The organism is Enterocloster citroniae (genome assembly GCF_040545455.1).
GTDB lineage: Bacteria > Bacillota > Clostridia > Lachnospirales > Lachnospiraceae > Enterocloster > Enterocloster citroniae.
Map to the genome: position 1 here is coordinate 71,034 of NZ_JBEPLZ010000016.1, position 13,259 is coordinate 84,292.

Annotated in this window: 9 protein-coding genes and 1 riboswitch; of the genes, 7 read left to right on the forward strand and 2 right to left on the reverse strand. The window is 51.8% G+C overall.

Annotated elements, in window-relative coordinates:
- Positions 1 to 49: 49 nt before the first annotated feature.
- Positions 50 to 2,446: a response regulator gene (locus tag ABID13_RS18905; RefSeq protein ID WP_048929377.1), complete on the reverse strand. Its 2,397-nt coding sequence runs from the start codon at positions 2,444 to 2,446 to the stop codon at positions 50 to 52.
- Positions 2,447 to 2,587: 141 nt separating this feature from the next.
- Between ABID13_RS18905 and ABID13_RS18910 the strand changes: the two genes are divergently transcribed.
- Positions 2,588 to 3,979, forward strand: coding sequence for a GntR family transcriptional regulator (locus ABID13_RS18910; RefSeq protein ID WP_045092348.1), 1,392 nt, complete (start codon positions 2,588 to 2,590; stop codon positions 3,977 to 3,979).
- Between the two features lie 143 nt (positions 3,980 to 4,122).
- Here the strand turns inward: ABID13_RS18910 and ABID13_RS18915 are convergent, their stop codons facing one another.
- Entirely contained in the window at positions 4,123 to 5,580 is a 1,458-nt protein-coding gene (locus tag ABID13_RS18915; RefSeq protein ID WP_048929376.1) for a sodium:solute symporter family protein, read from the reverse strand.
- 377 nt (positions 5,581 to 5,957) lie between these two features.
- Here ABID13_RS18915 and ABID13_RS18920 point away from each other — a divergent pair, with 377 nt between their 5' ends.
- From ABID13_RS18920 to ABID13_RS18945, 6 genes are all read left to right on the forward strand, one after another.
- Positions 5,958 to 6,659, forward strand: a complete 702-nt coding sequence (locus ABID13_RS18920; RefSeq protein WP_007867477.1) for a LytR/AlgR family response regulator transcription factor — start codon at positions 5,958 to 5,960, stop codon at positions 6,657 to 6,659.
- A gap of 7 nt (positions 6,660 to 6,666) precedes the next feature.
- Positions 6,667 to 7,974 (forward strand): ATP-binding protein, encoded by a 1,308-nt coding sequence (locus ABID13_RS18925; protein WP_007867475.1) that lies wholly within the window; start codon positions 6,667 to 6,669, stop codon positions 7,972 to 7,974.
- Between the two features lie 70 nt (positions 7,975 to 8,044).
- Positions 8,045 to 8,153: riboswitch (TPP riboswitch) on the forward strand.
- Positions 8,154 to 8,359: 206 nt separating this feature from the next.
- A complete protein-coding gene (thiD, locus tag ABID13_RS18930) occupies positions 8,360 to 9,151 on the forward strand; it encodes a bifunctional hydroxymethylpyrimidine kinase/phosphomethylpyrimidine kinase (RefSeq protein WP_007867473.1) in 792 nt (263 codons plus the stop codon).
- Positions 9,147 to 10,364: a putative hydroxymethylpyrimidine transporter CytX gene (gene cytX, locus ABID13_RS18935; protein ID WP_082082566.1), complete on the forward strand. Its 1,218-nt coding sequence runs from the start codon at positions 9,147 to 9,149 to the stop codon at positions 10,362 to 10,364. Before thiD ends, cytX begins: the two co-directional genes overlap by 5 nt.
- 174 nt (positions 10,365 to 10,538) lie before the next feature.
- Positions 10,539 to 11,291, forward strand: a complete 753-nt coding sequence (locus ABID13_RS18940) for a peptidylprolyl isomerase (protein WP_007867467.1) — start codon at positions 10,539 to 10,541, stop codon at positions 11,289 to 11,291.
- Positions 11,292 to 11,653: 362 nt separating this feature from the next.
- Positions 11,654 to 13,054, forward strand: a complete 1,401-nt coding sequence (locus ABID13_RS18945; protein ID WP_007867464.1) for a L,D-transpeptidase family protein — start codon at positions 11,654 to 11,656, stop codon at positions 13,052 to 13,054.
- The last annotated feature ends 205 nt before the right edge of the window (positions 13,055 to 13,259 follow it).

Sequence of the window (13,259 nt, forward strand, 5' to 3'; positions counted from 1 at the left end):
ACTAAAAGCTCCCGGATGTGACATGCCGGGGGATTTTAATGGTATTGCGCTATAGGAAGCGGCTGATCATTTGCTTTAGTTCCGCTATGTCCAGCGGCTTTGCGATATGGCTGTCCATTCCGGCTTCCCTGGCAGCCTGGATGTCCTCGGCAAAGGCATCGGCGGTCATGGCCAGGATCGGTACGGTGGCCGCGTCCTCCCGGGGAAGTTCCCGTATCAGCCGGGTTGCGGTATATCCGTCCATGACAGGCATCTGGATATCCATGAGGATGAGATCACAGGAATGAAGAGGAGAGTGGGAAAATGCTTCCACGCCCTGGGCGCCGTCACATGCCGCCTCTACCCTGGCGCCCACAGCGGTCAGCAGTTCCACTGCGATTTCACGGTTCAACTCGTTATCCTCCACCACCAGGATGGTGCTTCCCGTAAAATCATACCGGCGCTCCCTGTCTCTTTGGCCGGAAGCAGGATCACGCCCAAGGACATACCTGTTCAGTCCTCTCATGAGGGTGGAGGGAAACAGGGGCTTTGGCAGGAAGCCATTTACGCCTGCGGCAATTGCGGGCTCCTCAATTTCAGCCCAATCATAGGCGGAGACGATCAGGACCGGCACATCGCGGCTGACCTGTTCCCGGATCTTTTTCATGGTTTCCAGGCCATCCATTCCGGGCATTTTCCAATCCGCGATCACGGCGTCAAAGTCCCGGTTATGCCGGTGGGCCGTTATAGCCTGTTCCAGGGCTTCTTCACCGCTGGTGACACAGGTGGCATGGATTCCCAAGCCCTCCAGGAGATGAATCGTATATTCACACATAATGGTGTCATCATCTGCAACCAGGATCCTTAGCGGAGGAAATTCCCACTGCTCCATGGATTGGTCTTCAATGCGGAGAGGGAGGCTTACCGTGAACCTGGTTCCCTTTTCCCACTGGCTTTCAACAGTAATGGTTCCGCCCATTAATTCCACTATCTTTTGTGTGATGGCCATGCCAAGGCCGCTGCCTTCGGTTTTGTCCACCCGTCCGTCCCGTTCCCTTGTGAACGCGTCAAAAATATGATCCAGGAACTCCGGCTTCATACCGATTCCCGTGTCGGTGAAGGTAAATATCATCTGCGTTTCACCGCTGGTTTCCGAGGGGATCTCCTCTATATTTATTGTGATCCGTCCCTGGCTGGGAGTGAATTTGGAGGCATTGGACAGGATGTTAATGAGGATCTGCCGCAGACGGAGGGTGTCACAGGAAAATTGTTCGTGCACTATGTTCTTTAGCTGGATGGAAAAAAGCTGTTTGCGGGATTTTAGCATGGGCTGTACAATGGCGATCACATTTTCCATGACTTCGGGGAGATTCATGGAATCATACCGCAGGGCCATTTTTCCGCTTTCAATCTTGGACATGTCCAGAACATCGTTGATCAGGCCCAGCAGGTGCTGGCTGGACAGGGAGATCTTTTTCAAACAGCTGCCCACCTTTTCAGGGTCATTCAGGTGGGCAAAGGCGATCTCCGTCATCCCCACAATGGCGTTCATAGGAGTCCGTATGTCATGGGACATACTGGAAAGAAAGTCAGACTTGGCCCGGTTGGCCCGCTCGGCTTCCTTGAGGGCATTTTTTAACATCTCAGAGCGCTCTTCCAGCTGCTTTTGAAGTTCCTTCTGCTCGGTGATGTCTGTAATATCAATGTAGATGATAAGGTAAAACGGGCGGCCGTTCACCCAGTCGATACAGTCACCGTTGACCTGGAGCCACACACTGTTCCCCTCCTTATTACGGGCTTCCAGCGTAAAATGGACGGATCTGCCCGCTTGCATCAGGGGCAGGTTCTGTTCAAAGGCGAGTTTGTTTTTTTCCGTCATACAGTTGGACAGACCGCAGGAAAGGCTGTCACAGCCAAAAAATCCGCGGAATCGGTCATTGGCCTCCAGAAGCTGCAGGTCCCTGCCCTCCACCATGAATTTGGCCGCGAAGCCGGGAAGATTATTATAGGTAACCGACTGCTCCTTTTGAATACGCACCAGGTCGTCAATATTGGTAATACTGGTGTAGGCAACCTGACAGCCGTTTACATACTCATCCGCAAATGCTGTGGAAAATTTCACCCATATATACTGGCCGTCTTTCCGGCGAATACGTGATATCAGACTGTAGCCGCTTTGGTTGGTGTTCCTTGCCTCCACCACCGTGGCTGTCAGCCGCGCCCATTCTTCCGGATCTTCCCTGTAATAAAGGTCACACTGGTTATGGAAAATATCTTCATACTCGTCTTTTGACCAGCCGATCAGCTGATAATAAAAATCATTGGCCCAGATAACGGTGTAGTGTTCATCCAGCAGATGCTTGCTCACGCTGACACCTAACAGCCGCATCAGGGTGTTATATTCGTAATATGTGGATAAGGGTCCGCCGGGAGACCCTGCATAAGTGTCGTTTGCATGTTCATTCATAGTCTCATACTCCCACAACCTTGTTCATAAGTATACATTTGAAGTATTATATCAAAAATACCATGAAATAACAAGAGACCGTGGCAGAATCAAAGAATAAATGCTATAATATCTCAAAATACGTTTGAAGGAGGGTCTGCATTGGATTACAGCCAATCCCGTTTAATATATGAATATTACGCATCACGTATCCGATTCGGATATTACAGAAAGGGGGATGTCCTGCCTTCTGCCGGTGAGCTGTGCGAGAAGTTCGGGATATCCAGGCAGACCATCCGCAGGGCGTTTGTGCAGCTGAACAAAGAGGGATATGTGGATGTCTCCCCGGGCAGGAAGAGCGCGGTGGCCTATGATGTCTCTGACCAGGAAATACAGCAGTCACTCAGGGAATACTTTCTTGCCAGAAAAGATATGATGCCCGGTGTCAACCAGTCCCTTCTGCTGGTGCTGAGGCCTTTGCTGGAGGAGGGATGCAGGCGTCTTAAGGCGGAAGAGATGGAGGCTTTGGGAAGGAGTATTTCCCAACCGGGTATGGAGGCTTCCGAAATCTCCCTCAGATGCTGTTACGTCATGATGAAGAGTCTGGATAATCCTTTGGCTATGAACCTGTATAATGAAGCGCTTCTGTATTACAGATTTCCGTGTTTTCAGAAAAATATGGGTGAATTTGCCTATGGTGGGGAACATGCCAAAGCCATTGGGGCACAGATGATATCCTCCTGCCGGAATCTGGATAAGACAGGATTCTTACATGGCTTTTTTCAGCTGCAGAAGGAGTTTTATAATGCCATTATGGAGTATTTGGCATCTGTGGAGGACCAGAAAGACGTGCCTGAACCGGCTCTGTTCCAATGGACGGTCTACCGGGACCGGCCCCAATGCTGTTATGCTCTGGTATCCAACCTGATCCGCCACGTGCTGGAAGGAGGCTATGCTGAGGGGGATTATCTCCCCTCCTATGGAGCGATCGCGGAAGAATACAGTGTATCCTTCAGTACTGTCCGCAGGTCGGTTGAACTGCTGAGCGCCCTGGGGGTGGTCCATACTGTCAATGGAGTGGGGATCAGGGTCATGTTTTCTGCCCCGGATGTGGATAAGCTTTGTATGCCTGCGGTCAGCAAGAATTTTCAGATGTTTTTTAACAGTATCCAGATCGTATATTATACCTGCGACAGCGTGATCGGGGCAGTGTTTTCACTTCTGAAGCAGGAGGAAAAGCGAGCCCTGAAGTCCTGTATGGAAGAACAGACGCGGTTTGGCGGATTGTTTTATCTGGTCTTTGATTCCGTGATCCGTTTGCTGAGGATCCATTCCCTAATGGGATTCGGGGAGGTATGTGATAAATTGTATGAATTTTTATTGTGGGGATATCCTTTTATCCACTTGGCTGAATTGGACAAAACCGCCGGTGGCGCGTCCCGCATGCTGGCGGAAGGGCTGGAACGTGATGATGGGGGACTGTACAGCCGGGGGGTAAAGGCTTTGGTGGGAAAGATGTACAGGACCGTAATGAAAGCGCTGAATCAAGAGTGAGGACCGGAACGTTAAGCCGGAAAGATAAATTTGTAAACCAGAAGGATACATCAGAAAAGGTGGAGCCGAAACACAAATATGTGTCCGGCATCCACCTTTATTTTTTAAACAGCAGATCCTGATGAATCTGATCCCATCCGGTGTCAATCGTCCTCTTCCGGGGCCAGTTCCGTTGTCGCCACCTTTGGCGGCATGGCATAGGAAAAAATGACAAAGCAGATAAATGCTGCCACAAGGCCCGGTATGATGGGCTGGCTGAATTTAATTCCGAAGAGCATGCCTTTGGATACGTGCTCCAGATACACGACCACAACGGTCCCTGCAATCAGGGAGGCGATGGTTCCGGCCGTGGAGGCTTTTTTCCAATAGTGCCCCATCACATAGGGGAAGAAGGAACCGGCGGCCCTCAGGGTGAAGCAGAACATCAGGATGGATACAATGCTCTGGGTATTAAAGAGTGCGATAAGCATGGAGGCAACGCCTACCAGGCACATTACCACTTTTGTCACGGTCATAACAGACTGGCTGGAGGCATCCGGTTTTAGGACTGCCTTATAGATGTCGTTGGCAAATATAGAGCCGGCGCCCAGAAGGTCGGAGTCGGAACTGGACATGGTAGCGGAGATGATCCCGGCAAACAGCAGGCCGCAGATCAGGGCGGGCATGGTATTGATGGCCAGAACCGGCAGGGCGTAGCGGGCGCCAACGGATTCAAACTGGGTGGAACTGAACTTGCCCATGTTGATCAGGGCCAGGGTGATGATGCCCAGGATGGTGGGGATAAATGCATAGATAAAGTTCACCAGTGCAGCCAGCCATGCGCCTCTCTTGGCAGCCTTTTCATCCCTGGCGGCATAGAAACGTGATACTGCCTCCTGGCCTACGGAGAAGGTGGCCGTGTACATGATGACCAGGGAAATGATCCCAAACAGGTCATAGCCCTGGAACATGTTCAGGGTTCCCTCCGGAATATTGGCAGTGACCTGGCTCCATCCTCCCGCATAGTTCATGGCAAAGGGGACTGCAATGATCATGCCGATCACGATCAGGAATACCTGGACAAAGTCGGTGAGAGTGACACTCCAAAGGCCGCCCATGATGGAGTAAACGGTTACCACCACTGCCACAATGATTACCGCAACCTGGTAATCGATGTTCAGCATGGTGGAAAGGATAACGGCTGAGGCAATGAACTGTCCGGCGGTAAGACCCACCAGGGGAAGCAGCATGATGACGGCTGTGATGATGCCGCAGGATCTGCCGTAGCGTCTGCGGAAATACTCAGGAACCGTCTTAACGGTCGCGGCCCGGAATTTGGGGGCAATAAAGCTCAGGATGATAAAGGCGATTCCCATGGTGGTAATATACCAGGAAGCGCTGAGGCCGTATCCGGACATACCGTTTTGCACAACGCCCAGGGAACTGCCGCCGCCGATCTCCGTGGCTGCCAGGGTTCCGGCCATGAGAAGCGGGCCGAGACGGCGTCCGGCCACCATGAAGTCGGTGTTGGTGGATATTTTGGTGGAAGAATACCAGCCAATCCACAGCATAAAAAGCAGGTAGACGATTACGATGATTGTTACAATGATATTTGTACCCATAAAATCCCTCCTGTATAAAATTTTTGTAACTGTTCAGAACGGCTCATATTCTTGACCGGAAGAGCCGGTCAAGAAGCATCGGATGTCCATCCGATGTGAAAATGGGCGCCAAAACGGACTTATAAGCAAGCGTAACGCCCGCTTTTGCACCCGTTTTTCCGCCGTCCTGAACTATTACATATTTTCATACAATAAGTGTAACATACCCCTGCTGTTGGAATAAATAACCACTTCTGCAGAATTGATACCGAATATGACATTTAAATCCCAAACTTGACTTATGGAAGGAATGCCCATAAAATAGAGAAAAACGCTGTAGAGAAAACTGCGGATCTTATGGATACAGACCAGGGAGTCTGCCGGAGGGGGATGAAAACGTGCTAAGGATCGCTGTCTGTGACGACACAAGGGAAGAGTGTGATTTCATAGTGGAATACGCGTCCGTATTTTTTGAAGGGCGTCAAATGGCAGTGCATATTGATACATATGAAAAAGGGAGCGAACTCATAGAAGCCGGACAGGAGTATGACCTGTATCTGCTGGATGTGCTGATGCCTGGGCTGACCGGCATTGAGACAGCGGCCAGGCTGGGAAAGGGGAATCACGCGGTGGTCTTCATCACCTCATCCCTGGAGGCCGCGGTGGATGGGTACAGCGTCAATGCGGCAGGATTTATCCTAAAGCCGGTGGAAAGGAATCATTTTGAGGCCACCATGGAACGTGTGGTAAACCAGTACCTGGGAGAGCGGGAAGCGTGTATATCCGTTATCCACAACCGTGTTCCCGTACACCTTAAGCTGGAGCGGATCGCCTGGTTTGAGAACCGCCTGCACCGGGTATTTGTGACCCTGACAAGCGGGGAGACGCTGGCAATCGGGCAGAAGCTGTCGGAACTCCAGGAGGAGCTGAAGGAGCATCCGCAGTTTTTGCGCTGCCACCAGAGCTACGTGGTGAATCTGGAACAGGTGGAGCGGTTGGAGGATTCCTGCTTTCACATGAGGGAGGGACAGCTGATCCCCATTTCCAGGAATTTTTACAAGCAGAGCAAGAATGCATATTACCATCACCGCCTGAAATGAGGTTTTCATGAACGATAACGCATGTACGATTTTTCTGAATCTGATTAACCTGGCAGTGCGTATGATGCCTATTTTCGTATGTTTGGAGCCAAAGCACAGGAACCGGGAGAATATAGCCGCAGTGTCAGCCTATCTGTGGGTCATCATGGTATCCATGCAGTCCTTGTTTCATATTCCCCAAGAGATCTTTTTTGTTTTCCAGGGCATCTTTTCATGCCTGTTTTTCCTTGTGCTCCTCATCTTTTTTCAGGGCAGTCTGCTGAAAAAGGCATTTCTTTATGTTTCAGCATGGCTGTTCGCCGTGCTTTCCACATCCCTGAACGAATTTGCAGCCTGGGTGCTGGGCAGCCGTGTTCCCTTGTCCTACGGCCAGATCTGTGTTCTGGTATCCCTTGTTTCCGCGGCCGGCTTCTGCCTGTTTGTGCGGTTCTGGCTGAGAGATGCGGTGGACCGCCTTTTTTCACAGCTTTCCACCCGTTCCTGTTCCCTGCTTCTCACCTATCCCTGCGTTTCCCTTGTGGTGCTTGCCATTGGGACAAACAGCATTTTCTCCCCTCGTTCCCTGGCATCCCGGGGGATCCAGGATATCCTGTTCTTTATGGCCCTCTGTGCCATGATCCTGATCCTCTATGTGATGATCCTGGGAAATACCCTGGAGATCACATGCCGAAGGAAAACGGAGGAGGAACTGCAGTTTGCAAGGCAGCTGATCGGAAAGCAGAGGGAGCACTATAACCAGACCCTTGATTATATTGAGCAGGTGCGTATCATTAAGCATGATTTCCGGCACCATATCCACGCCCTGCAGAACATGGAAAAGGAGGAGCAGGACAGGTACCTTAAAAACCTCAAGGAGGAACTGGACCGGACGGCCCAGATGGTATTCTGCCAGAATCAGGCAGTTAACGGACTGCTTCAGGAATATGCAGCCAGAGCACGCCAGGAGGATATCACCTTTGAGGCCAGGGCCGACCTGTCGGCGCACGTGCCCGTGGATGACCTGACGCTGTGCATTGTTATCGGAAACCTGCTGGAAAATGCCTTTGAAGCCTGCAGGCGCATCAGCGGAGCACGTTTTATACGGGTCCAGGCCCGGTGGATGGATGACCATCTGATGATGATGGTGGAAAATTCCTATAACGGACAGATCACACAGAGAGGGGGAAAGATCCTTTCCAGCAAAAAGGACGGAGGTCTGGGCATGCTCAGTATCCGGAGGATCCTGAACCATCCCGGGGATGAGTTTGATGTGGATTATGACGGCACAACCTTTACAGCCATGGTGAAGATCGTGGACCGGGCCATGGCGGAGTAAGGCGTGCCCAGGGGAAGAATGGAAAAATGGATTGCATTTTTCCCAAAAAGAGTTATAATGAGTATTGTTAATACAGACAACGGGGAGCTCACTTAAGTGGGCTGAGAGTAAGCTGTTCATGCTTAGACCCATTACCTGATTTGGATAATGCCAACGTAGGGACCATAGGAGATCATATGCCGGCGGTGCACCTGTTTTGGTGCACCGCCGTTTTTGTGCGGAATGGGCCAGGTGTGGAATGGGCCATACGCGGAATCGGCAATATGTGTCATCGGTGGATATTATCACTCGGTAAAAGGGAATCAGCCCAATGGGCACCCAGGCGGCAGGCTGGGGGCACCACCTTCTGTCGCCTAAGAAAATTAATGCGAAAAGGAGAATAACTATGTACACAGCATTAACAATCGCAGGAAGTGATTCCAGCGGAGGCGCCGGCATCCAGGCGGATTTAAAGACAATGACCGCTCATGGGGTATATGGAATGAGCGCGATCACTGCTCTGACTGCACAGAATACCACCGGCGTAACAGGGATTATGGAAGTGACACCTGAATTTTTGGGTGAGCAGCTGGATGATATCTTTACAGATATCTTTCCGGACGCAGTCAAGATCGGGATGGTTTCCTCATCGCGGCTGATCGAGGTGATCGCAGATAAGCTGTCCGCCTATCATGGGGTAAATATCGTGGTGGATCCGGTCATGGTGGCCACCAGCGGTTCCAGGCTTATAGATGAAGCAGCGGTCCAGGTACTGAAAGAACGGCTGATTCCCATGGCAGACCTTTTGACACCGAATGTCCCGGAGGCGGAAATCCTGTCAGGGATCAGGATCAATTCCCAGGAGGATATGGAAGAGGCGGCCCGGATCATTGGGGAGAACTGCGGATGTGCCGTGCTGTGCAAAGGCGGACACCAGCACAATGATGCCAATGACCTTTTATACAGAAACGGGGAGCTGCGCTGGTTTATGGGAAAACGGATCCAGAACCCTAATACCCACGGCACGGGCTGTACCCTTTCCAGCGCCATTGCCTCCAACCTGGCCAAGGGAATGGAGATGGATATGGCAGTGGAAAAGGCTAAGGCGTACCTCTCCGGGGCGCTTGGAGCCATGCTGGACCTTGGCAGGGGCAGCGGTCCCATGAACCATGCGTTTGCCATTAAAGGCGAATATTAGGGAGGGCGGGAATATGAGTGAAAAAAGAACTTCTGTGTTCAGCAACGGGCTGATCTGGTTTGGGGCAGGCGTGTCCATTGCAGAGATACTGACAGGCACTTACCTGGCTCCACTGGGATTTGAAAAAGGCATAGCCGCCATTCTTCTGGGTCATGTGATCGGCTGCGTGCTGCTGTTTTTGGCCGGACTCATTGGGGGTTATACCAGGAAAAGTTCCATGGAAACCGTTAAAATGAGTTTCGGTGAGCGGGGAAGCCTGCTGTTTTGCGCCCTGAATGTGCTGCAGCTGGTGGGCTGGACCTCCATTATGATCTATGATGGGGCGCTGGCAGCGGGAGGCATTTTCCCGGCAGGGAAGTGGATCTGGTGCCTGGTGATCGGAGGATTGATCCTGGTGTGGATCCTGATCGGCATCCAGAATCTGGGGAAGATCAATACCCTGGCTATGGGAGCCCTCTTTATCCTTACCCTGATCCTGTGCCGCGTGATCTTCACAGGCTACGGGGCAGCGGAAGCAGTTTCAGGGGAGGCCATGAGCTTTGGAGCAGCAGTGGAGCTGTCCGTGGCAATGCCTCTTTCCTGGTTCCCGCTGATCAGCGATTATACCAGGGAGGCAGAGCGTCCGTTTGCAGCAACAGCGGCAAGCGCAGCGGTGTACGGCGTTGTGAGCATTTTTATGTATGTCATAGGAATGGGGGCTGCCATTTATACAGGCGAGTACGACATTTCCATCATTATGGTAAAGGCCGGCCTGGGACTGACGGGCCTGCTCATCATTGTACTTTCCACAGTGACAACCACCTTCCTGGACGCGTATTCCGCGGGGGTATCCAGTGTGTCCATTTCCCAAAAGATCAAGGAAAAGTGGGCGGCTGTGGCTGTTACGGTCATAGGTACCGCGGCGGCCATGATGTTTCCCATGGATAATATCACCAATTTTCTGTATCTGATCGGTTCCGTGTTCGCTCCCATGATCGCCATCCAGATCATGGATTACTTTTTCATAAAACAGGATCACAAAAGGGAATCCTTTTGCATTTCCAATCTGGTCATATGGTTTGCGGGGTTTGTGATCTACCGAATCCTTATGCATGTGGATACGCCTGTGGGCAGCACGCTCCCCGACATGGCGGCTACCATGGGCCTGTGCCTGGTATATTACCGTGTGACGGCAGGCCATAAAACCAACACCCAAAATGTGATAAAAGTGTGATAATTTTATAAAATACTTTACTGGACTGTTCATGGATGTTACAATATGCTCTGGCAGTTTAAAACCAGGGCGTATGGGCTGCGGCACAGTGCATGCAGTTTACATATGCGCCCAATTAACCGGGGGCCCGGGAACAAAGGGCGGAAGATCCCGGATGAATGAGGAGTGTTTATTATGAAAAAATGGATATGTGCAGGTGCGGCAGCCCTGCTGGCAGTTTCCATGCTGTCCGGCTGCAGCGGCAGATCAGGCAGTTCATCTGCCCAGGCTCAGACCACCCAGGCCCAGACTGAAAGCCAGACAGAATCCGCAAAGGCGGAGGAGACAAGCGGCAATGCAGAAACAGGCAGCGCAGCAAATGGCAGTGAAGCAGGGGTAAAGGAAAGCGAAGCAACCGGCGGTCCGTCCGCTGAGGAATTGGAGGCAGCGGCCGGAACCCATCATGTGAAGATCACTGTAAAAGATTACGGCACCATTGACGTGGCGCTGGACGGGGACAATGCCCCCATAACGGTTGCCAATTTCCTGAAGCTGGCAAAGGATGGATTTTATGACGGGCTCACCTTTCACAGGATCATGAGCGGTTTCATGATCCAGGGCGGAGACCCCTTGGGCACAGGCATGGGCGGTTCCGATGAGGAGATCAAGGGCGAGTTTGCAAGCAATGGTGTGGAAAATCCGCTGTCCCACACAAGGGGAGCCATCTCCATGGCCCGTTCCCAGATCAAGGACAGCGCCAGCTCACAGTTTTTTATCGTGCATGAGGACAGCACATTCCTGGATGGGGAATATGCATGTTTCGGATATGTGACAGAGGGCATGGAGGTTGTGGACGCCATCTGCAAAGATATCCAGCCAGTGGACAACAACGGCACGGTCCCTAAAGAAAACCAGCCAGTGATCCAGAGCATCGAAGTAATAGATTAAGAAGTTTCGTAAACATTCAGCCAGCCGGAATAAAAACGCAGCCGCCGGGGACCCCATCGATTGAATCAATGGAGTTTCCCGGGGCCTGGGGCTTAATTTCGGCTGGCTTTTTATTCAAACCGCCGCCGTATCCGCCGCACCATTCCCATTCTTCTAATCAATGGATGCACCCCGCCCGCCCCTTCGCGTAATTCCCAATTTATGAAGAATTCTTACATTTTTATTTTAACGGTTGAAATTCTCCCAAAAGGTTGTTATGTTAAGTAGGCAGCCTGACCTTTTTATGGCAGGGCTGGAAAAGAAGTGAAGATTGGGGCTAATTATTTATGCGCATTGTAAAAAAAGGAAGAACAATTGGGAAAATGCTTTTGACGGTCATGACAGCCGCGGCTTTTACGGCCTCATTAGCAGTGACATCATTGGCTGACCAGAACGCGGATACCACCAGGTTCGTACCCGGCACAAAGGTAAACGGTGTGGGGATCGGCGGACTTACAACAGATGAGGCAAAAACCAGGATAGAAGGTTTTTATGACGGTGAATATACCCTGACCATAAAGGAACGGGGGGACAAAGAGGAACGTATTAAGGGAACGGACATAGGATATAAGGTGACGGTGCCGGAAGGTCTCCAGGCTATTCTGGATGCCCAGAACGCCTCGGGGCGCAACTCGGGACCGTCCACGGACAACTCCCATACCATGACCATGACCGCGGCCTACAGCGAGGAGGCTTTGACAGCCAAGATCAGATCCCTGGCCCTTATAAGCGGTTCTAATATCACAGTCACCGCGGATGCACGTGTGTCATCCTATGAAGAGGGACAGCCATTTACCATTATACCGGCAGTACAGGGGAATAATGTGGACGAGGCTAAAACAGAAGCCCTGATCAAAGAAGCGGTAAAGGCAGGGCGGACATCCGTGGATATAGATGGGGCCGGCTGTTATTACCAGGTGAATGTGCGGGAGGACAGCGAGGAACTGAAGGCCCTGTGTGATACCATGAACAGGTATAGGACAGCAACTGTCAATTATGTGTTCGGCGATGTTAAGGAACCCCTGACCGGGGAGATGATATGCAGCTGGATTACAGGCAGCCAGGGCACCACAGCGGTGCTGGACCAGGAAAAGGTGGTTGCGTTTGTGGCCGGACTGGCTGCAAAGTATGATACGGCCGGAACTGCCAGGACCTTCCACACTGCGGGGGGAAAGGATGTAGAGATCACCGGCCCCTATGGATGGAAGCTGGATGTGGCGGGGGAGAGCGCAGCCCTTACCCAGCTCATACAGGCAGGACTGGCCGAGGGAGAACAGGACCGGGAGCCGGTGTATGCAGCCACAGCTGCCAGCCGCACTGCGCCGGACTGGGGGAGTACCTATGTGGAGATTGACCTCACCGGACAGCATGTGTACATGTTCCAGGAGGGCAGCCTTGTATGGGAAGCTCCCTGTGTAACTGGAAATATCGCTAAGAACTACGACACGCCTGCGGGCATTTACAGTCTGACTTACAAAGAAAAGGACCGGATCCTGCGTGGAGCAAAAAAGGCGGATGGAAGCTACGAATATGAGAGCCATGTGGATTACTGGATGCCGTTTAACGGAGGGATCGGCCTGCACGATGCGACCTGGAGAAGCAAGTTCGGGGGATCCATCTATCAGACCAGCGGCAGCCACGGCTGCATCAACCTGCCGCCGGACAAGGCAGCGGTTCTCTATGATCTGGTTTACAAAGGGATGCCGGTGCTCTGCTATGAGTGAGCATAGGCCGCGCCGGTGACCAAAAAGTATGGGAGACTGGGAAATGGGTGAGATCATCCGTTTCCCAGCCTCCCTTTTTTGTCCTTTTTCCGTAATAAGGACAGTCTGCTCCCCGCGGCTGACTGGAAGTGAAATCCAATTGTCTAAAATGTATGTCCTGGAGTGAGAATTTTGGTTTATTTTCTACTTGCAAAATAGATGCAAA

Coding starts and splice junctions, on each gene's coding strand:
- ABID13_RS18905 (WP_048929377.1), bottom strand. CDS start 2,446: ATGAATGAACATGCAAACGACACTTATGCAGGGTCTCCCGGCGGACCC.
- ABID13_RS18915 (WP_048929376.1), bottom strand. CDS start 5,580: ATGGGTACAAATATCATTGTAACAATCATCGTAATCGTCTACCTGCTT.
- thiD (WP_007867473.1), top strand. CDS start 8,360: ATGTACACAGCATTAACAATCGCAGGAAGTGATTCCAGCGGAGGCGCC.
- ABID13_RS18945 (WP_007867464.1), top strand. CDS start 11,654: ATGCTTTTGACGGTCATGACAGCCGCGGCTTTTACGGCCTCATTAGCA.
- ABID13_RS18925 (WP_007867475.1), top strand. CDS start 6,667: ATGAACGATAACGCATGTACGATTTTTCTGAATCTGATTAACCTGGCA.
- ABID13_RS18940 (WP_007867467.1), top strand. CDS start 10,539: ATGAAAAAATGGATATGTGCAGGTGCGGCAGCCCTGCTGGCAGTTTCC.